General features: G+C 39.6%; 16 protein-coding genes and 1 tRNA gene. 16 read left to right on the plus strand and 1 reads right to left on the minus strand.

The window, feature by feature from the left end; genetic code table 11:
- Positions 1-18 precede the first annotated feature (18 nt).
- The 16 genes from WS44_RS04385 (at position 19) to WS44_RS04460 (ending at position 19,507) form a co-directional block, all read left to right on the plus strand.
- Positions 19-1,116 carry an LCP family protein gene (locus WS44_RS04385; protein WP_046433337.1) on the plus strand — a complete coding sequence of 366 codons (1,098 nt, stop codon included), beginning with the start codon at positions 19-21 and terminating at the stop codon, positions 1,114-1,116.
- On the plus strand, positions 1,116-1,733 hold the full coding sequence (locus WS44_RS04390) for a glycerol-3-phosphate acyltransferase (protein WP_013437044.1): 618 nt from the start codon (positions 1,116-1,118) through the stop codon (positions 1,731-1,733). The genes WS44_RS04385 and WS44_RS04390 overlap by 1 nt, the downstream gene beginning before the upstream one ends.
- Before the next feature lie 41 nt (positions 1,734-1,774).
- A complete protein-coding gene (locus WS44_RS04395) occupies positions 1,775-4,765 on the plus strand; it encodes an LTA synthase family protein (RefSeq protein ID WP_046433339.1) in 2,991 nt (996 codons plus the stop codon).
- 97 nt (positions 4,766-4,862) lie between these two features.
- The gene (locus tag WS44_RS04400; RefSeq protein ID WP_046433341.1) at positions 4,863-5,957 is read left to right on the plus strand and encodes a hypothetical protein; all 1,095 of its coding nucleotides are present in this window, start codon (positions 4,863-4,865) and stop codon (positions 5,955-5,957) included.
- A gap of 259 nt (positions 5,958-6,216) precedes the next feature.
- The gene (gene tyrS / locus WS44_RS04405; RefSeq protein ID WP_013437047.1) at positions 6,217-7,479 is read left to right on the plus strand and encodes a tyrosine--tRNA ligase; all 1,263 of its coding nucleotides are present in this window, start codon (positions 6,217-6,219) and stop codon (positions 7,477-7,479) included.
- Positions 7,480-7,917: 438 nt separating this feature from the next.
- Complete coding sequence (locus WS44_RS04410; RefSeq protein ID WP_046433344.1) at positions 7,918-8,274, plus strand: hypothetical protein; 357 nt, start codon at positions 7,918-7,920, stop codon at positions 8,272-8,274.
- Positions 8,275-8,407: 133 nt separating this feature from the next.
- Positions 8,408-8,480 (plus strand) — tRNA-Thr (locus WS44_RS04415).
- A 74-nt stretch (positions 8,481-8,554) separates the two neighbouring features.
- Complete coding sequence (locus tag WS44_RS04420) at positions 8,555-9,868, plus strand: C1 family peptidase (RefSeq protein ID WP_046433346.1); 1,314 nt, start codon at positions 8,555-8,557, stop codon at positions 9,866-9,868.
- Positions 9,868-10,521: a phosphohydrolase gene (locus WS44_RS04425; RefSeq protein WP_046433349.1), complete on the plus strand. Its 654-nt coding sequence runs from the start codon at positions 9,868-9,870 to the stop codon at positions 10,519-10,521. Before WS44_RS04420 ends, WS44_RS04425 begins: the two co-directional genes overlap by 1 nt.
- 168 nt (positions 10,522-10,689) lie before the next feature.
- Positions 10,690-12,315, plus strand: a complete 1,626-nt coding sequence (locus WS44_RS04430) for a peptide ABC transporter substrate-binding protein (RefSeq protein ID WP_046433352.1) — start codon at positions 10,690-10,692, stop codon at positions 12,313-12,315.
- A gap of 73 nt (positions 12,316-12,388) precedes the next feature.
- Positions 12,389-14,023 (plus strand): peptide ABC transporter substrate-binding protein, encoded by a 1,635-nt coding sequence (locus WS44_RS04435; protein WP_013641426.1) that lies wholly within the window; start codon positions 12,389-12,391, stop codon positions 14,021-14,023.
- 147 nt (positions 14,024-14,170) lie between these two features.
- On the plus strand, positions 14,171-15,313 hold the full coding sequence (locus WS44_RS04440) for an IMP dehydrogenase (protein ID WP_013641427.1): 1,143 nt from the start codon (positions 14,171-14,173) through the stop codon (positions 15,311-15,313).
- 185 nt (positions 15,314-15,498) lie between these two features.
- Positions 15,499-16,428, plus strand: a complete 930-nt coding sequence (gene opp3b / locus WS44_RS04445; protein WP_013437057.1) for an oligopeptide ABC transporter permease — start codon at positions 15,499-15,501, stop codon at positions 16,426-16,428.
- Positions 16,429-16,436: 8 nt separating this feature from the next.
- Positions 16,437-17,468 carry an ABC transporter permease gene (locus WS44_RS04450; RefSeq protein ID WP_013641428.1) on the plus strand — a complete coding sequence of 344 codons (1,032 nt, stop codon included), beginning with the start codon at positions 16,437-16,439 and terminating at the stop codon, positions 17,466-17,468.
- Between the two features lie 15 nt (positions 17,469-17,483).
- Positions 17,484-18,542: an ABC transporter ATP-binding protein gene (locus tag WS44_RS04455; RefSeq protein WP_013437059.1), complete on the plus strand. Its 1,059-nt coding sequence runs from the start codon at positions 17,484-17,486 to the stop codon at positions 18,540-18,542.
- A 20-nt stretch (positions 18,543-18,562) separates the two neighbouring features.
- Positions 18,563-19,507 (plus strand): ATP-binding cassette domain-containing protein, encoded by a 945-nt coding sequence (locus tag WS44_RS04460; protein WP_013641429.1) that lies wholly within the window; start codon positions 18,563-18,565, stop codon positions 19,505-19,507.
- A 249-nt stretch (positions 19,508-19,756) separates the two neighbouring features.
- On the opposite strand, the gene tnpA is transcribed toward WS44_RS04460, so the two are convergent.
- On the minus strand, positions 19,757-20,221 hold the full coding sequence (gene tnpA, locus WS44_RS04465; RefSeq protein WP_013641431.1) for an IS200/IS605 family transposase: 465 nt from the start codon (positions 20,219-20,221) through the stop codon (positions 19,757-19,759).
- Positions 20,222-20,405 lie beyond the last annotated feature (184 nt).

Here is a 20,405-nt window from a genome sequence, read left to right on the forward strand (position 1 = left end):
TACATATAGGTATGACTTATGGAGAAAAAAAGACAATATCATCCGAAAGGCACGCGAGTGCAAAATCATAAATATCGAAAACACCACATTTGGCCGTGGATTGTTGGTTTAGTTGTGCTAGCTGCAGTTGGCGCAGCAATTGCGTACTTTACTTCTGTTTACTTTAAAACGAAGAATGCAGTTGATAAGACCTATGATCCCCATACTGCAGTGAAAACTACAGGTGAATTTAATGGAAAGAAATGTTTTGCCGTTTTACTAATGGGTACGGATACCGGTGCCTTGGATAGAACGGAGAAGCGGGGTAGAACCGATACCATGATTTTAGCTGTAGTTAACCCTGCAAAGAAGCGCTACACGCTGATTTCTATTCCGCGTGATACGATGGCACAGATGATTGATGCCGATTCTTTCCAAACTGAAAAGATCAATGCCGCGTATGAACTCGGCGGTGCCAAGATGTCAATGGACAGCGTTTCGAAATTGATTAATGTGCCGATTAAGTATTATGCCGTGGTTAACATGGGCGGAATCATGAAGATGATCCGTTATGTTGGCGGTATTAACATTCGGCCAACGCTCAGTTTTGAATATGGCGGTTATATCTTTAAGAAGGGCAAATTAACGCACATGGGCGGTGCCGGCGCACTGGCCTACTCGAGAATGCGTTATGATGACCCACGCGGCGACTACGGCCGACAAGAAAGACAGCGTCAAGTGATTACGACTTTGATCAAAAAGGCAATCTCTGTCAGTTCGCTGTCGAATCTTGATTCGATCTTAACGTCGGTATCAAGCAACGTCCGCACTAACTTGCCATTTAGCGCTTTGCAACAGATCGCGACGAATTATCGTGGCTGTGCGAAGACGTCTTCTAGCGACTATCTGCATGGCTATAATGCGATGATTGATGATGCTTCATATCAAGTTCAACCAACTAGCGAATTGCAGCGAATTTCTGATAAGGTTCGCACAGAACTAGGTCTTGAAAAAGAAACCATCAGCAATAACGAAACTTACCAAAATGAGCGCAATATTGCTCATGGCTTTAGTTTCAAGAGCGATAAGACGCAAGACTACCATATTTATGACTACACGGGAGATGATGATAATTGATGACGCCTATTTATGCGACACTGATCGGTTATCTCTTTGGTAATTTTCTGACTGCGATGGTTGTCGGAAAAATCTTTTTAAAAATAAATCCTACTCAATATGGTTCACATAATCCTGGAACAGCCAATATGGGTGCTGTTTTTGGTAAAAAATGGGGCATCTTAACATGTCTCGGTGATTTGCTTAAAAGCTTAATTGCCTTATTTATTGTTTACTTTGCTTTTCCAGGTCACATTAACATTGCTTTTGCCGGACTCGGCTTGATTTTAGGACATTGCTTTCCATTCTGGAATCATTTCCAAGGCGGCAAGGGAGTTGCGGTTGCAGCTCAGATCACAGTGTTCTATGATTGGAAGGCTGGTTTTGCGACATTACTGGTGGCCCTCGTGCTGACAGCAATCATGCAAAATTTGACGATTCCGCCTTTAGTGTTTATGCTTTTATTCAGTGTTTATGAATTTCTGCAAAACCAAGAGGCAGGAATCATCTTTATGGCGATTACTTTAATCATGGTCTTCAAGTTTTGGAAGGATATCGTAGATTTCTTTACCGGCCACGGCAAGAAGGTCGATATTTTATACTCGATCAAGAAGAAGCTTGGGATCAAGAGTAAGTAATGGCAAAAAAGAATTTTTTAGTAAGGACATAGACTAAGAAAATGAGTGAGATTAAGAATAAAAAATCACTAGGTGTTGTCCAAATTATCTGTATAATTGTGGCAGCATTTTTCATGCTAGTACAAATGTTCTCATGGGGTAGCCTGTTTGGTAGACTTCCACTCAGCACTTTAATGAGATACATCCCTGGACTGCTAGACTGCAGCACGATGGTGCTTGTGCCAATGGTCTTTGGGGCTGTCTACAGCAAGAAGAAGGTCCATCCAACTGAGGCCTTCAGATTCTGGATTATGGCAGTTGTCACACTAGTATTGCTGTATTTGGTCAACTTTATGAAGCGACCAGGCAGCTTTAATATGTGGAAGTTGTGGGGCGTATTTTTCCCAGTACTAACTAGTACATCAGTACTACTTGCTGGATTAATCTTCAGTATGTTGGCTCAGCCATACATCTATGAACTGCAACATCGCATTACTACTAAGCAAAACTTGCTTTTGCTTAGTGCATTGACTTTGGTAGGATTTGCCACTAACGCTGGTACAATGATTTTCAACTACTCCATCTATGGTGTTTACCTAATCTTGTACTTCGCATGGGGTATGTTTTTAGCTAATGTCAAAATTCCTAAGAAGGTATTTGGCTGGACGATTGGTGCCGGCATTGTATCATTCTTTGTAATGTTCATCGGCGTTCCCGGATTTAACGGTGTTTACTGGTACCAACGTTTATCTGGGCGTAGTGGTGTTTATTCTTGGAATCCAAGATTCTTAAGCAACGTTACATCACCATTTCTATTCTTAATGGTTCTTGCCGCATTTTTGATTTTTAGAAAAGTAATCGTTAGTTTCTCTGCTAAGGAAATGCGCTTCTTTATTCCGGTTGTAATCTTTATGGATGCCCCAATTATCGGCGGCTTTGTAAGATCATTCCGCTTCACTAACAGCGCCGGATTTAACAAGTTCTTGATGATTATCATCATGACGATTGCGGCCTTTATTTTGGACTATCTGTATGAACGATATCTGTTCAAATTTAAGCCGGTCAAAAATGCAATTACATTCTTTAATAAACATGATAATCTGGCGCAAATTGTCGAAGATCTCTGGGGCAAGTTTACTGCTTGGGTTGTGGAAAACAGAGTAAGACTTCTTACTTGGGGTTGGTTCTACATCTTGAGTTTCGTCTCATTCTTGATCGAATCAGACAATTTACGTATTCAAATTACTACTGCTACAGACATCAATGCAGTTATCTTCTTGCTCGGGACTAGATTCTTCGCCATCATTTTGACGGCTATCTTCCTCGACGCAATGTTTGCGATCTTCTACTTCATTACTACGCGTTACTGGACTTCAACAGTTTTAGTCAGCGTAATTACTATTGGTTGGGCTATTGCCAACAAGATTAAATTGAACCTTCGTGGTGAACCAATTTACCCAACCGAAATTGACGAAATCGTAAACTGGAAGACCTTGCTTCCAATGGTTGGTCAAAAGACAGTCATTATGGTTGCCGTTGCATTGGTCATTGTCATTGCATTATGTGTCTTCCTTGAAATCAAGTTTCCAATTAAGAAAAAGGGTTCATGGAAACGTCGTGGTATTTGGGCATTACTCAGCTTGCTCTTATTCATGACACCAATGCGCTTTAACCACGATGGCGGTATGATCTACCACATCAACCGTGGTTTTGACAACAAGCAATCATTCAGAAACCCTGAACGTGATATTCAAATTAACGGGCCATTATTGAACTTCTTGAACTACTTCGACTTGCAAATTATGAACAAGCCAGCCAACTATTCAGAATCTACAATCAAGCATTTGGCCCAAAAGTACAGCAAACTTGCTGATAAAATTAACAAGACAAGAAAGAATACTTTAAAGGATCAAACTATTGTCTACAACTTGAGTGAAAGTTTTGTTGATCCATATACTTTCCCAACAATTAAGATTGATCCAAAAACTCCAAACCCAGTTAAGTTTATCCAATCAATGAAGAAACGTGCCACATACGGTAGCATGCTTAGTGCCGGTTACGGTGGTGGTACTGCCAACATGGAATGGGAAACTTTGACCGGATTCAACATGGGTATGTTCAAGTCAACCTTGACTCCATATGTACAAATCGTACCAAACTACGACTTCTACCCAACCATTGGTATGGACTTCAACTACAAGTCAGCTGTTCACCCATTCATTGGTACTTACTACTCAAGAGTAGAAGACTACAAGAGATTTAAGTTTAACAAGTTCGTTTACCTTGGTTCTAAATACAAGATCATTGATCAAAAGAAACTTGGTAAGAGTACTTACAACTCTGACTTCACTGCTTATGCTAACGGTTTGAAACAAATCAACAGCATGAAGGGTGGTCAATTCATTAACTTGATCTCAATTCAAAACCACATGCCTTACAACAACTGGTATCCAAACAACGAATACATGGGCAAGGTATCTGGTGAACTCTTCAACACTGCTGCCATTCGTGAACAAATGGCAACTTACATCAAGGGTACGCAATACACCGACAAGGCAGTTAAGAAGTTTATTGGTCAAATCGATAAGATCAAGAAGCCAATTACTATTGTCTTCTACGGTGACCACTACCCAAGCATCTTGTCACAAAACTACACTGGCAAGTATCCAGTTCAAATGCACTCAACTCGCTATTTCATTTACTCAAACAAGTACGCAAGAGAACATGGTGCTAAGAACAAGTTGACCCACAACACTAACTTCGTCAACACTAGTGACTTCACTGCTATGATGCTTGAACAAACAAACAGTAAGGTAACTCCTTACCAAGCACTTTTGACTGAAGTTCACGAGAAGCTTCCTGCAATTACCATTAATTTCAATGGTGACAAGGGCTTCCAATTGGTTGACCAAAAGGGTCACTTTGTAGATCCTAAGAAGTTGACTTCAGAACAACAAGCTATATTGAACGATTACGAAATGGTTCAATATGATATGACCGCTGGTCAAGCTTATGGTTTGAAGGCTAAGGGCTTCTACAAGATGAACAATTAAAATAAATAAGAAAAGGACTAGAGCACTGCTTTAGTCCTTTTTGTTTATGTAATGATAAAATAATAGATATGAGTATAAAGATTAAAAGGTGAAAACAATGAAGAGAATTTTAGCAATGGCACTTGCTAGTGCTGCTGGTTTAGCTTTTATGACTACTCCAGTTAATGCTGCAAGCAAACCAAACATGGTAATTGGCCAACGACAAACTTTACAAAAAGGCCAAAAATATCATTTTTACATTAATGCAGCTGGTCGTGTCCGAATTAACGGTAATGCTAAGTTTACGATGACCAATAGTTCACGCAATAAAATTGCCAACTATGGTTCAAGCAAGAACCAAGTATTTTATTTGCGCAAGGGTAACTATTATTTAACCCCAACTAATACGGCTAGCGTTAACTCTAACTTTACGAATTTAACTAAGATTCGCAAAGATTTTGAAACAGTAGTTGAGACTAAGAAGAACGTCAATGATGTAAATCATCCAATGGAAATCAAGAGTGGTGATCATATCAAGGGGATGCTAGGCTTCTACAACTACGATGAAACTGATGCTTATACGTTTAAATTGGATGAGCCTTCCAAAGTAACTTTTGACGTTAATGCTTTGCCAATCTACCCAGGCCATTACCAATATTACAGTTTGCGTTGGAAACTTAATAGTAACGGCTATCCATTGAACATCTTTACTAAGGAAAAGAGCCAAAAAATTGTTTACAATTTGCCTCAAGGTACTTATACAGTAAGATTGTCTAATCTACGTGGTCGGTATAACTTTGATTTCAAGATTGAAGATGGTAGTGATACTGTCCCAAGTGCATCTAAGATTGAATCAGTTACCGATGAAAAGGATGCTGTACGAGTTAATGTAGCTCAAGCGGATAATGCCAAGAAATATGAATTAATGTTCACCCAAAAGGCAACTAACGGTAATGCCACTATTGGTATTCCATTCCAAAATGAAAGACTTGTAGGTCAAGCATTAGGTACAAGCACAACAATAGTAACTGATCCAGTTTTTCATAATCCTTCATACGGCATGACTTTTAAGCCAGTTGATGGACAAACATATTTAGTGCGTGTACGTGGCATAAATAGTGACACTTATCGTGGTCCAATCGATGCAGACAAAACACCAGTAGGTGAATGGTCAGATCCATATGAATTCACCTACCATGCACCTAAAAATTAAATTAAACGGTTGACTAAAACCGTTTTTCTAGTTAAGATCGTACTTAACGATAAGTAGCAAATCGATTCAGCGTTCAGAGAACTAGCGGTTGGTGTGAGCTAGACAGGTCGATTTTGACGAAATACTGATAGGGTGGTTTCTTTATCAACCAATAGAGATGCCGAATAGGCATGAACGTGGGTGGTACCACGGCTAAAGATGATAATTAGTCGTCCCTTGAGATTTATTCTCGAGGGGCGTTTTTTATTGGGGGAAAAATATGGCAAAATTTGATATTTTAGAAGACTTAAAGTGGCGCGGCGCCATTAACCAACAAACTGACGAAGAAGGCTTAAAGAAGTACTTGGCTGAACACGATGATTTGGCCCTTTACTGTGGTACTGACCCAACTGGTGACTCACTTCACATCGGTCACCTTATTCCATTCATGATCTTGAAGAGATTCCAAATGGCAGGTTACCATCCAGTAATCTTAATCGGTGGTGGTACTGGTGCAATCGGTGACCCATCAGGCCGTAAGACTGAACGTGTTCTTCAAACTGCTGACCAAGTTAAGCACAACGAAGAAAGTTTGACTAACCAAATGAAGAAGTTGTTTGGTACTGAAAACTTCGAAATTCGTGATAACGCAGAATGGCTTGGCAAGCTTAATTTGATCGACTTCTTGCGTGACTACGGTAAGTACTTCCAAGTTAACAACATGATCAACAAGGATGTTGTTGCTAGCCGTCTTGAAAATGGTATTTCATTCACTGAATTCACTTACCAAATTTTGCAAGCCATCGACTTTTACCACTTGAACAAGGAAGATGGCGTTCAATTACAAATTGGTGGTAGTGACCAATGGGGCAACATCACCGCTGGTATCGACTTGATCCACAAGCTTGAAGGTGCAGATCGTCCAGCATTTGGTTTGACCATTCCATTGATGCTTAAGGCTGACGGTACTAAGTTTGGTAAGTCAGCTGGTGGTGCTGTCTGGCTTGACCCAGAAAAGACTAGTCCTTACGAATTCTACCAATTCTGGATTAACCAAGACGACCGTGACGTTGTTAAGTACCTTAAGTACTTCACTTTCCTTAGCCATGAAGAAATCGAAGATTTGGCTGAAAAGACTGAAAAGGAACCTTGGAAGCGTGCTGCTCAAAAGAAACTTGCTGAAGAAGTTACTAAGTTCGTTCACGGTGAAGCTGGTTTGAAGGAAGCTCAAATGATCACCGACGCTTTGTTCTCAGGTGACATCAAGAACTTATCAGTACCTCAAATCGAACAAGGTTTGAAGAATGCTCCAAGTGCTGAAGCAGGTAGCGAAAAGAAGAACTTGGTTGACTTCTTAGTTGATACCAAGATCGAACCTTCAAAGCGTCAAGCTCGTGAAGACATCAAGAACGGTGCTATTTACGTTAACGGTGACCGTGAACAAAGCGTAGACTTCGACGTTGATCCATCAAGCGCCTTTGATGGGAAGTACGTAATTATCCGTAAGGGTAAGAGAAAGTACACTTTGGTAACTATTAAGTAATTAAAGATATATTTTTAAAATAAAATACAGCATTAAAAATAGAGGGTTTTGACCCTCCATTTTTTTGCCCTTTTTTAATGCTATACGATTTTTGAAAAATATTTTTTATGCCTAAAATGGCTAAAATCGGTCTAATTTAGCCCAAAAAAGTAAAATAATATTTTACTAATTAAATTGTTATTTTTAATATTGTTCAAGTAGTTTAGAATTGTTATTTACAAATTCACATGATAACTATATGAATACATAAATATAAATAATACCAGTATATGAATATACATGTATATAATTTATAAATGGTGGTATATAGCAATATTTAAATGTATATCCTTATCATAAAAACTGTGAAAGAATTAACTAAGTTATTTACTTTTTTTGATGAAAGCGTTATAGTAAAAGTGTAAAGAGAAAACGAGTAAATAGAAAGAGGTTATTAAAATGTTAGAATCTAGAAAAGCTTTAAAAGTTATTTCAAGTTTGGTAATCGGTTTAGGTCTTGTCGGTGTTGGTAGTGGCGTTGTTCAAGCTACTTCATTCACTGCTCCAAAGCCAGGTACTGCAGAAGTTGTTCCAACTGACCCTTCAATTAAGAAAGGCGACAAGATTTTCGTAGTTGTAAAAGATACTAAGAATCAAAAAGTTGCTGTTTACAACCAAGACGCTAAGAAGACTGGTGCTAAGGTAACCATGGGCTCAACTTACACTGCTAAGGCAGTTAAGAAAGTTAACAGTAAGAAGATTGTTAAGATTAACAAGAGTAAATGGTTGAACACTAAGGATGTTGTTAAGATCTAACTTCAAAATTTAACTTAATATAAAATTTAATAACCTCGAATTATCTCTTATTTTCGAACTCTTGGATTAGGAAATTTAAAAAGGCGAAGGTATTCACTTCGAATATCTTTGCCTTTTTTGTTACAATAAAGACGCCGCTTTAGCTCAATAGGTAGAGCACCGCCGTGGTAAGGAGGAGGTTCCCAGTTCAAACCTGGGAAGCGGCTTTTTTTTTTTGGAAAAATAATGCTAAAATGATGGCAATTAGTATTGAATGATTTTTAACGAGAAAGGATCTCATATGAAACACGAGCTGACAATGGCAGAAATTGCCAAATTCCAAAAAGAATATGAAAAAGAACCACAAAATCGCGTAGCAGAACTTGCGGTCGTTAATAACGGCGTACAAAAGGCAAGTTTTAACACTGAAGGCGTAAGAAAATTAAACCGCACTTTTTCAATTGAAATTCCAACTGACAACGTCACTGATCAAAAGCAATCAGGTCGTTGCTGGTTGTTTGCGGCATTGAACACACTTCGTCATGGTTTTGCTAAAAAGTACAATGCTAAGAACTTTACCTTTTCACAAAACTACCTCTTCTTCTGGGACAGAGTAGAACGTGCCAACATTTTCTTTGATAATATCTTGAATACTGCCGACCGTCCACTTGATGACCGTACCGTTCATACTTACATGCAAGGTCCAGATACTGATGGTGGTCAATGGGCAATGGCTGTTTCTTTGATCAGAAAATATGGTTTAGTGCCAACTTATGCTCAAGATGAAAGTTTTACTGCTAACAACACTGCAATGTTCAACAGAACTTTGAACATGAAGTTGCGCGAAGATGGTCTTGTTTTGCGTAAGCTTGCTCAAGAAAATAAGACTGATGAAATTGAAGAAAAGCGCCAAGAATTTTTGAGCGAAGTTTACCGCATGGCTGTGATTGCCTTTGGTGAACCAGTTCAAAAATTTGATCTTGAATTTAAGGATGACGATGGCAAGTATCACTTTGATGGTGATTTGACTCCACTTGACTTCTTCCACAATTACTTTGTCGATGATCTTGATGACTACGTTGTTTTATTCAACGCACCAGATCATGAATTTGATAAGCTTTACGCTCTTCCATTCGAAGACAACGTTGAAGGCGGTACTCCAGTACAATTCTTGAACACTGAAATTGACAACTTGAAAGAAGCTGCTATTAAGCAACTTGAAGCTGGCGAAACTATTTGGTTTGGCTGTGATGTAGGTAAAGACAGCGACCGTCAAAAGGGTATTTTATCCAAGGGCCTTTACCAAACTGATACTATTTTTAATATTGAAACTAAGCTAAGCAAGAAGGAACGTCTTCAAACTGGTGCATCCGGTTCAACCCACGCCATGACATTAGTCGGTGTTGATGTCGTTGATGGCAAGCCTCGTCAATGGAAAATTGAGAACTCATGGGGCATAAAAGTTGGTGAAAAGGGCTACTTCGTAATGGATGACGACTGGTTCAACGAATACCTCTTCAAAGTTGTGGTTAAGAAGCAATACGTACCAGAAAAATTGGTTAAGATTTGGGAAGGCGAAGCTACCCCAGTAGAAGCATGGGACTCAATGGCATAATGGATATTGATCAAGTCATTCAATTTACCAAAGAGCATTTGAAAGATGAGAAAACTGGTCATGATTTTTATCATGGTCAACGTGTAGCCAACCTGGCTAGCAAGATGTATCTTGAAGATCATCCAACAGCTCACGAAGATAGTCGTGTAGTCGCAATTATTAAAACTGGCGGCTATTTGCACGACACGATTGATGAAAAGATCTGTGCTGATCCTGAAAAGGTAGTTGCGGAAATTAAAGAATTATTACCAAAAGTTGGCTTTAATGACTTAGAAGTCTGGGACATTGTATTTACTATCCAACACATGTCTTTTTCTGCTAACATTGAACACCATTATAATTTGCCTTTGTCTGGTAAATACGTTCAGGATGCCGATCGTTTGGAAAGTCTAGGTGCAATTGGGATTGCGCGTGCTTTTACTTATGGCGGCAAACACGGCAATAAGATCTATGATCCTGAGATTAAGCCAGTTAAGTTAATTAACCATGATCAATATCGTGGTCATGTGGAAACTACGATTAACCATTTTTATGAGAAACTTTTTCATTTAACTGATTTAATGAACACTTCTGTCGCTAAAAAAGAGGCTATTCGACGCACTAATTACATGCGGAATTTCGTCGAAGAGTTTATGAATGAGTGGAATGTATAAAATAATTTAATATTTGATAAGCTTTGGTGCAGTAAGCCAAAGCTTATTTTTTATCTTGATTTATAAAAATAAAATTAAAATAAACTTGCAAAAATAATAAAAGGCAGATATACTTATAAACAACTTAAGAAATTTATTGATTTTCTCATAAATGAGAGGGGCAATTATATGAAATTTACGAAATTATTTGCTGCAGGGGCAACAGTTCTTATTGCTGGTGCCACACTAGCAGCGTGTGGTAGCAACAGTAACAGCAGTTCATCAGGCAACTCTTCTGCAAAGAAGAGCATCAACTGGATGGATTCAGCCGAAATTCCAACTATGGATATTTCAAAGGCTACCGACGTTACTAGTTTTAACCAATTGGGTAACGTTGAAGAAGGTCTCTACCGTTTAGGCAAGAACTCCAAGGTTGAAAATGCTTTGGCAACTAGCACCAAGGTTTCTAAAGACGGCAAGACTTGGACTTTTACTTTACGTCCTTCAAAATGGTCAAACGGTGACAAGTTAACTGCTAAGGACTTCGTATATTCTTGGCGTAGAACTGTCAACCCAAAGACTGCTTCACAATATGCCTACTTATTTGAGGGAATTCATAATGCCACTCAAATTTCAGCTGGTAAAGCCCCAGTTAACAGCTTAGGTATCAAGGCCGTTGGTGATAACAAGTTAGTTGTTACATTGGATAAGCGTATTCCATACTTTAAGCTTTTGATGGGCTTCCCACTATTCTTCCCACAAAACCAAAAAGTTGTCGAAGCTAACGGTTCTAAGTACGGTACTTCATCAAGCACCACTGCTTTCAACGGTCCATTCGTACAAAAGGGCTGGACAGGTTCAAACCTTTCTTGGAAGCTTGTAAAGAACAAGAACTACTGGGACAAGAAGAATGTTAAGTTGAACACCATTAACTACAGTGTTCAAAAGACTCCTTCAACAGCTTACAACTTGTACCAATCAAACAAGCTTGACGCAACCGTTTTGGACGCACAACAAACTAAGAACTTGAAACACAATGCAGGCTACACATTGCGTGACACAGCTGCAACATTCTACGTTCAATTTAACCAAAGAAGAAAGATCTTCAAGAACGAAAACTTGCGTAAAGCTATTTCAATGTCAATCAACAGAAAAGCTTTGTCTAACGCTTTAGGTGGTTCAAACACTCCAGCCGATAGTTTAACTTCTAAGGGTGTCGTTAACCACGACGGTAAGGATTGGGCTTCAGTAGTTGGCGATAAGGAAAGTGCTTCTTACAACCCAACTGAAGCTAAGAAGCTTTACAAGAAGGCTTTGAAGGAATTAGGCGTAAAGAACGTTTCATTCTCAATCCTTTCAGACGATACTGATGCAGGTCAAAAGACTACTGAAACTCTTCAAAGTCAATTAGAAGAAAACTTGAAGGGCATGAAGGTATCTGTCGCAAACGTACCATTTAAGACTCGTTTGAACCGTTCAACTAACGGTAACTTCGACCTCGTAGTATCAGGTTGGTCAGCTGACTTCGCCGATCCAATTTCATTCGTTGACTTGTTCACTAGCAAGAACGCTAACAACAACGGTAAGTGGAGCAACGCTCAATACGACAAGTTGATTGCAGATTCTAAGACTACTGCAGATACTACTAAGCGTTGGAACGACCTTGAAAAGGCTGAAAAGATCTTGCTTAATGAAGAAGGTATCGCACCTCTTTACTACAAGACTGAAGCATGGCTTGTACGTCCAGACATCAAGGGTATCGTCTACAACGGTGCTGGTTTGAACTACAACTTCAAGAATGCTTACGTAGATTAAATTCATAGTACTTTGACAGGAAAAGAGTAGCTTTAATCAGCTACTCTTTTTTGCATATTCGGAGGATAAGAAAATGAGTAAATTCCGAAAATTAATGGCAGCCGGTGTTGTAACTTTAGCCGGAGCTGCACTGGCAGCCTGTGGCAACAATAGTAGTTCATCATCAGCCGGTGGTGGTAAAAAGACTTTAAACTGGATGGATAAAACAGAAATTGAAGGCATGGATGTAGCTAAGGTTACAGATGCCACTAGTTTTACCCAATTGAACAATACGATGGAAGGTCTTTATCGTTTAGGTAAAAACTCTAAAGTTGAAAATGCTTTGGCTACTAAAACTACTACCAGTAAAGATGGCAGGACTTGGACATTTACTTTACGTAAAGATGATAAGTGGTCAAACGGTGATCCAGTAACTGCTAAGGACTTCGTCTATTCTTGGCGTAGAACCGTTACTCCAAGTACAGGTTCACAATATTCATACCTATTTTCTGGTATTGAAAATGCGGATGCAATTGTAGCCGGTAAAAAGAAGCCAAATACTTTGGGTGTTAAAGCTGTCGGCGATGACAAATTGGTCGTAACTTTGGACAAGCGAATTCCATACTTCAAGCTGTTGATGGGCTTCCCGTTGTTCTTCCCACAAAGCCAAAAGGCAGTTGAACAATACGGCAAGAGTTACGGTACTTCATCCAAGACAACTGTCTACAACGGTCCATTTGTGCAAAAGGGCTGGACTGGTTCAAACCTTTCCTGGAAGCTAGTTAAGAACAAAAACTACTGGGACAAGAAGAACGTTAAGCTGAATACGATTAACTACAGCGTGCAAAAGACGCCATCAACCGACTACAACTTGTACCAATCAGGCAAGCTTGATGCAGCTTTGCTTGGTCCTCAAGCTTCAAAGGAATTGAAGAATCAAAAGGGCTACACTTTGAGAAAGACTGCATCTACGATTTACCTTGAAATGAACCAAAAGAAAGCACCATTTAACAACGAAAACTTTAGAAAGGCTCTTTCTTTAGCAATCAATAGAAAAGAATTGGCTAACTCTGTTGGTGGGGCCGCAGAACCTGCCGACACGCTTTCTCCAGAAAACATGACCGAAGTGAAGGGTAAAGACTACACCAACCTTGTTAGAGGTACTGCTACTAAGCAATTTAATACCTACAACAAGAAACAAGCTCAAGCCTACTGGAAGAAGGCTCAAAAAGAGTTGGGCAAGAAGAGCGTAAGCTTCTCAATCTTGACTTACGATGACGATGCTTCAAAGAAGGGCGGCGAATTCTTGCAAAGTTCAATCGAATCCGCTTTGAAGGGTGTCAATGTCAGAGTTCAAAGCATTCCTAAGAAGACTGCCTTAGACCACGCCGGAAGCGGTGACTACGATGTCTTCTTGATGGGTTGGACTGCCGACTTCTCAGACCCAATTTCATTCTTGGACTTGAACACTTCTAAGAACTCGCAAAACTGGGAAAAGTACTCAGATTCTACTTATGATAAGCTTGTCGCAGAATCTAAGGTAACTCCTAGTGAAACCACTCGTTGGAACGACTTAGTTAAGGCTGAACAAAGAATTATCAGCACTCAGGGTGTTACTCCTTTGTACCACCCAGAAGAAGCTTGGATGGTTCGTTCAACCGTCAAGGGCGTTGTCTACAACGGTGCCGGTGCTCCTTACAACTTTAAGGAAGCATACATTGCAAACTAATCTTTTTAATAACCAATAAACTCCTCTCTTAAGTGAAAAGCAGACTGAAAAAATTCAGCCTGCTTTTATTTTTACCCTTGAAAATTGGTTGATCTCCTAGTAAAGTATAGCTAATAATTTTTATTTGTATGAGAAAAGGAGAGCATAATGTCTAATTGGGATACAAAATTTGCCAAAAAAGGTTTAACTTTTGATGATGTTTTATTGATTCCAGCAGAAAGCCATGTTTTGCCAAACGAAGTCGATTTGAGCACACAACTGGCTGATAATATTAAATTGAATATTCCATTAATCAGTGCCGGCATGGATACTGTCACTGAAGGAGCAATGGCAATTGCGATGGCTCTCCAAGGTGGACTTGGCGTAGTGCACAAGAATATGTCAATTCAAGCCCAAGCAAGTGAAGTTGCTAATGTTAAAAGCGTAGTCGTACCAAGCAATGCCACTAAGGCTGCAGTTGACGACCAAAACAGATTGCTTTGTGCCGCAGCTGTTGGTGTAACTAGTGATACTTTTGAAAGAGCAGAAGCACTTCTTGAAGCTGGTGCCGATGCAATCGTTATTGATACTGCTCATGGTCACTCAGCAGGTGTTTTGCGTAAGATTAAAGAATTCCGTGAACATTTTCCAAAGCAAACTTTAATTGCCGGTAATGTGGCAACTGGGGATGCCACTCGTGCATTGTTCGACGCTGGCGTTGACGTAGTTAAGGTAGGTATTGGACCTGGTTCAATTTGTACTACTAGAATCGTTGCCGGTGTTGGTGTACCACAAATTACTGCTATTTATGATGCTGCTTCAGCTGCACGTGAGTACCACAAGCCAATCATTGCCGATGGTGGTATCAAGTACTCAGGTGATGTAGTTAAGGCTTTAGCTGCCGGTGGTAACGCAGTTATGCTTGGTAGCATGCTTAGTGGTACCACTGAAGCACCTGGCGACATCTTTGAAGATAATGGCAAGAAGTACAAGCGTTACCGTGGTATGGGTTCTGTCGGTGCCATGGCTCAAGCTCACGGCTCAAGCGACCGTTACTTCCAAGGTGGTGTTAACGAAGCCAACAAGCTTGTTCCAGAAGGTATCGAAGCTCGTGTTGAATACAAGGGTGACGTTTCTGACGTTGTCTTCCAAATCGATGGTGGTCTTCGCTCAGGTATGGGCTACTGCGGTGCAGCTAACATTTCAGAATTAATCGAAAAGGCCCAATTTGTTCAAATCACTAATGCTGGTTTGCGTGAATCACACCCACACGATGTGCAAATAACTAAGGAAGCACCTAACTACAAATAAAGTACAAACAATCAAAACAATAAATAATAACAACAGCTTAAAAATAAGAGAAAAGCACATACTTTTCTCTTATTTTTTTAATTTTTATTTACTTTTCTCTAGTAATTTAAAATCCATCTGGTATAATTAAAACAACATTAAAAATTAAGTAATAAAGCAAAAAAGAAAATGAGGGAGAAATTAATATGGCTAGATACCTATTGAAACGTATTTTTTATATGATCCTCACTTTGTTTATCGTAGCCACGGTAACTTTCTTCTTAATGAAGTTAATGCCTGGTTCACCTTACGCTAACGAAGCGAAGATGACGCTAACGCAGCGACACATCATGGATGAACAATACGGTTTGAATAAACCAGAATGGCAACAATATTTGATTTACATCGGCGGGATGTTTCACGGAGACTTCGGTACATCCTTCCAATACAGTAATCAACCTGTTGCAACATTGATTGGCTCACGTTTGGGTGCCTCAATGCAACTTGGTCTTCAAGCTTTGATTCTTGGTGTTGTGCTTGGCGTTATCGTTGGTGCGATCGCTGCCGTGAACCAGGGAACCTGGGTTGACTCAACTGCAACTGTAATTTCTATTATCGGTAAGTCAGTACCTAACTTCGTTTTAGCGGTACTACTTCAATACTACATCGGTTTGAAACTGGGGCTTTTCCCACTGGCCGGTTGGGGGCAATTCTCCCAAACAATTATGCCGACGATTGCTTTAGCGGTAGGGCCATTCGCCGAGACGGCCCGGTTCATTAGAACGAGCATGGTTGATACTTTGAGTAGTGACTACATTGAGTTAGGTAAGGCTAAAGGTTTAAGCCGGATGGAAGTTATTAGAAAACACGCAATGCGTAACTCAATGATTCCACTTGTTACTTTGATTGGTCCTTACGCAGTAGCTTTGATGACTGGTTCAATGGTTATTGAAAACATCTTTAACATCCCAGGCATCGGTGAACAATTCGTTAAGTCAATTTTAACTAACGACTACCCAACAATCATGGGAATCACGATGGTCTACTGTATCGGATTAGTAGTAATTCTGTTAGTAACTGATATCGTTTACGGATTGATTGATCCAAGAATCAGATTAGATGAAAGCGAGGCTTAGAAGACAATATGGCTGAAGAAAAATTAAACCTTCCTACAGATGCCTTTGAACCTTTACCAAAGGATGAGGCGCAAGATAACGAAAATATTGCTGGTCCATCATTGTCATTTGCTCAAAACGTTTGGATTCGTTTTAAGCAAAGAAAAGCAGCTATGATCTCCGCAATTATTGTTATTGTCATGATCATTGTTGCCTTTGGTTCAACCCCATTCATCAATAACGCAACTTTGGTTAAATCACATCCGCAATATGCTAACTTGCCAGCCAAAGTTCCTGGCATGAGCGCAGTTAACGGTTTGAACGGTAAGATTAAGCAAAACGGCAAATGGGTTGATGCTTACGCTCAAAACAATGTGCCAAAAGACAAGTACTTCATTGCAGGTACTGACTATTTAGGTCGTTCACTTGGACAAAGAATTATTTATGGTACTAAGATTTCATTAATTGTTGCCTTAGTAGCTGCCTTCTTTGACTTAACTATCGGGGTCGCGTACGGAATAGTGTCCGGATGGAAAGGCGGGGGAGTCGATAACGTGATGCAGCGGATTATCGAAATCATCTCCTCCGTACCTAACTTAATTATCGTTGTTTTGATGCTGGTTGTTTTGAAACCAGGTATTACCTCAATTATTTTGGCCATTGCCATTTCTAGTTGGACAACAATGGCACGGCAGGTCAGAGCCGAGACGCTGAGTTTGAAGAACGAAGAATATGTTTTAGCAGCCCGTTCACTTGGTGAATCATCTTGGAAGATTGCGTGGAAGCACTTGGTGCCAAACCTTTCAAGTATCATCATTATTCAAACGATGTACACCATTCCAACTGCTATCTTCTTCGAAGCCTTCCTGAGTTTCATCGGTATCGGTATTTCAGCTCCACAAACTTCACTTGGTGTGCTTTTAAATGAAGGTCAAAAGAACTTCCAATTCTTGCCATACCAAATGTGGTACCCAGCAATTGTTCTGTGTATCTTGATGATTGCCTTCAACTTGCTTGGTGATGGTTTACGTGATGCCTTTGACCCAAGAGGACAAAGATAGAAAGGATTAACCTAAATGCCAGAAGAAAGAGTTTTAGATGTTAAAAATTTAAAAATTGATTTTCACACTTATGCTGGTGAGGTTAAAGCTATCCGCAATGTGTCCTTTCACTTGAATAAGGGTGAAACTTTAGCAATCGTGGGTGAATCAGGTTCAGGTAAGTCTGTTACTACTCGTAGTATCATCGGCCTGCTTGCTCGTAACGCCAAGATCGAAGGCGGCGAGATCAACTTTCATGGTAAGAACTTATTAGACTTGCCAGAAAAGGAAATGCAAAATATTCGAGGAAACGAAATCTCAATGATTTTCCAGGATCCAATGACTTCACTCGATCCTACGATGAAAATCGGCCAACAAATCGCTGAACCTTTGATCAAGCACAAGGGTGCTTCAAAGAAGGAAGCATGGGCTAAGGCACTTGAAATGATGAAGGCCGTTGGTATTCCTAACGCAGAAGAAAGAATCAACGAATACCCACACCAATTCTCAGGTGGTATGAGACAAAGAATCGTAATTGCGATTGCACTTATCTGTGAACCCGAAATTTTACTTGCGGACGAACCGACAACTGCTTTGGATGTAACTGTGCAAGCTGAAATTTTGGACTTGATGAAGGATTTGCAAAAGAGAGTAAAGACTTCAATTATCTTTATTACACACGACCTGGGTGTTGTTGCCGGCATGGCTGATCGTGTAGCCGTAATGTACGCAGGAGAATTCCTTGAATTTGGCGGCGTAGACGAAATTTTCTACGATCCACAACACCCATACACTTGGGGCTTGATCAACTCAATGCCTACGCTTAATAGTGATACTTTGGAATCAATCCCAGGTACGCCACCTAACTTGCTTGATCCACCTAAGGGTGATCCTTTTGCACCAAGAAACAAATACGCCATGAAGATCGACGTTGAACGCAAGCCACCATTTTTCAAAGTTAGCGACTCCCACTATGCCGCAACTTGGCTGCTTGCACCAGGTGCACCAAAGGTTGAACCACCAGCAGAAATTCAAAGACGCTGGAAGAAATATGATTTGATGAAAAAAGAGAACAAACTACCAGGAGTTAAATAATCGCAGCAAAGGAGAATTTTATGCCAGAAAAAAAGAAAATTTTGGAAGTAAAACATCTAAAACAATACTTTAAAAATGGCCGTAATGTCACCAAAGCTGTTGATGATGTAAGTTTTGATATTTACGAAGGCGAAACTTTTGGTCTGGTAGGTGAATCTGGATCTGGTAAGACTACTACTGGTCGTTCAATTTTGCAATTGTACAAGCCAACCAGTGGTGAGGTTATTTTTGAAGGTAAGAATGTTGAAAATCTGAAAAGTAGAGCTGATAAATTAGCTTTTACTAGGGATGCACAAATGATCTTCCAGGATCCATATGCTTCACTTAACCCAAGAATGACAGTTGAAGATATTATCGCTGAAGGGCTTGATATCCACCACTTGGTTAAGGATAAGGCCGAAAGAAGCAAGCGTGTAGAAGAATTGCTTGAAACTGTTGGTTTGAACGAAAGTCACGCCAGCCGTTTCCCACACGAATTCTCAGGTGGTCAGCGTCAAAGAATCGGAATTGCACGTGCATTAGCCGTTGAACCTAAATTTATCGTTGCTGACGAACCTATCTCAGCTTTGGACGTATCAATTCAGGCGCAAGTTGTTAACTTGATGATTGAATTGCAAAAAAAGCGTGGTTTAACTTACCTCTTTATTGCTCACGACTTATCAATGGTTAAGTTTATTTCTGACCGTATTGGTGTTATGCACTACGGTAAATTGCTTGAAGTAGGGCCAGCTGACGACGTTTATGATCGTCCGCTTCATGACTATACTAAGAGTTTGATTTCAGCTGTGCCAATTCCTGACCCAGAAGTTGAACGCAGTCGTACAAGAATTCCATACGATGCTCAAAAAGAAGAAATGGACGGAAAAGAGCGTAGCATGCACGAAATTCGTCCAGGTCACTTTGTTCGTTGTAGTGATGACGAAATAAAGCATTATGAAGAAGTAGCAGCAAGCTACGAAGACTAAGCCAAAATAATAAATCTCTCTAAATAAAAAATAAGTCTCAGAAGTTCTGAGGCTTATTTTTGTAGAACTTAAGACAGTATTTATTAAAAATAATCTGTATAATGAAAGTAGATCATACCTTCGCAATGACGGATGGATTTTCCTCTATCAGCGAAGGTTTTTTTATGGATAGAATAATATGGAACATCATCTTTCATATGAAGAACAATTATTACTTTTTAATGAAAAACGCCCGAAAATCCCCGTATTTTAATGCGGGGATGGATAGGGCTTGCCGTCTCTAACGGCATTGTAGATCTGGTCATTAATGTACTTTTCTACTACTTCTTTAGACATATTCCCTACCGTGCCAAAGTAATAGCTGGGTGACCATAAATGTCCGCCCCACATCTTGTTTTGCTTAATTTCGGGATGATTCTTGAAGAATAAAAAAGCACTTCTTCCTTTGAGTGCTTTGACTACGCTTGAACCTGATTTTGATGGTCTAAAGCTGATAAGCAAATGAATATGTTCAGGCATTACCTCCATTTTTTCAATTTTGATTTGATTATCTTCAGCTATTTGCTTGAGCAGGTCTCGCATTTCTTGAGCCAGGTCTTGGTTAGTAAAGATTTGATTGCGGTATTTAGTACACCAAATTAGATGATAGTGTGCATTATAGACGTAGTGTTTTTCATAGCCTGCGTCTTTTATTTTGTCTCTCTTATTATTCATAGTCTAATATCCTTTCGTCTACTATGTATCTATTTACTGTTGATTATAAGATATACATAGGCTATAATCAAATTACAATAATACAAGGAGGTGAAATACATGAAAAGAATGAGCAGTTTAGCCTATCATTTTGGCGTTAAGCTTCGCTTTTATCCTAGTTCTAAGCAAAAGAAAATCATTAAAC

Origin of the sequence: Lactobacillus sp. N54.MGS-719 (genome assembly GCF_000980505.1) — a bacterium.
In the GTDB taxonomy this organism is placed as follows: domain Bacteria; phylum Bacillota; class Bacilli; order Lactobacillales; family Lactobacillaceae; genus Lactobacillus; species Lactobacillus amylovorus.

Excerpts from the sequence above, each read along its gene's own strand:
- opp3b (WP_013437057.1), top strand. The coding sequence starts at position 15,499 with ATGGCTAGATACCTATTGAAACGTATTTTTTATATGATCCTCACTTTG.
- WS44_RS04410 (WP_046433344.1), top strand. The coding sequence starts at position 7,918 with ATGTTAGAATCTAGAAAAGCTTTAAAAGTTATTTCAAGTTTGGTAATC.
- WS44_RS04395 (WP_046433339.1), top strand. The coding sequence starts at position 1,775 with ATGAGTGAGATTAAGAATAAAAAATCACTAGGTGTTGTCCAAATTATC.
- WS44_RS04390 (WP_013437044.1), top strand. The coding sequence starts at position 1,116 with ATGACGCCTATTTATGCGACACTGATCGGTTATCTCTTTGGTAATTTT.
- WS44_RS04420 (WP_046433346.1), top strand. The coding sequence starts at position 8,555 with ATGAAACACGAGCTGACAATGGCAGAAATTGCCAAATTCCAAAAAGAA.
- tnpA (WP_013641431.1), bottom strand. The coding sequence starts at position 20,221 with ATGAATAATAAGAGAGACAAAATAAAAGACGCAGGCTATGAAAAACAC.
- WS44_RS04455 (WP_013437059.1), top strand. The coding sequence starts at position 17,484 with ATGCCAGAAGAAAGAGTTTTAGATGTTAAAAATTTAAAAATTGATTTT.
- WS44_RS04435 (WP_013641426.1), top strand. The coding sequence starts at position 12,389 with ATGAGTAAATTCCGAAAATTAATGGCAGCCGGTGTTGTAACTTTAGCC.
- WS44_RS04450 (WP_013641428.1), top strand. The coding sequence starts at position 16,437 with ATGGCTGAAGAAAAATTAAACCTTCCTACAGATGCCTTTGAACCTTTA.
- WS44_RS04430 (WP_046433352.1), top strand. The coding sequence starts at position 10,690 with ATGAAATTTACGAAATTATTTGCTGCAGGGGCAACAGTTCTTATTGCT.
- WS44_RS04400 (WP_046433341.1), top strand. The coding sequence starts at position 4,863 with ATGAAGAGAATTTTAGCAATGGCACTTGCTAGTGCTGCTGGTTTAGCT.
- tyrS (WP_013437047.1), top strand. The coding sequence starts at position 6,217 with ATGGCAAAATTTGATATTTTAGAAGACTTAAAGTGGCGCGGCGCCATT.
- WS44_RS04385 (WP_046433337.1), top strand. The coding sequence starts at position 19 with ATGGAGAAAAAAAGACAATATCATCCGAAAGGCACGCGAGTGCAAAAT.
- WS44_RS04440 (WP_013641427.1), top strand. The coding sequence starts at position 14,171 with ATGTCTAATTGGGATACAAAATTTGCCAAAAAAGGTTTAACTTTTGAT.
- WS44_RS04460 (WP_013641429.1), top strand. The coding sequence starts at position 18,563 with ATGCCAGAAAAAAAGAAAATTTTGGAAGTAAAACATCTAAAACAATAC.
- WS44_RS04425 (WP_046433349.1), top strand. The coding sequence starts at position 9,868 with ATGGATATTGATCAAGTCATTCAATTTACCAAAGAGCATTTGAAAGAT.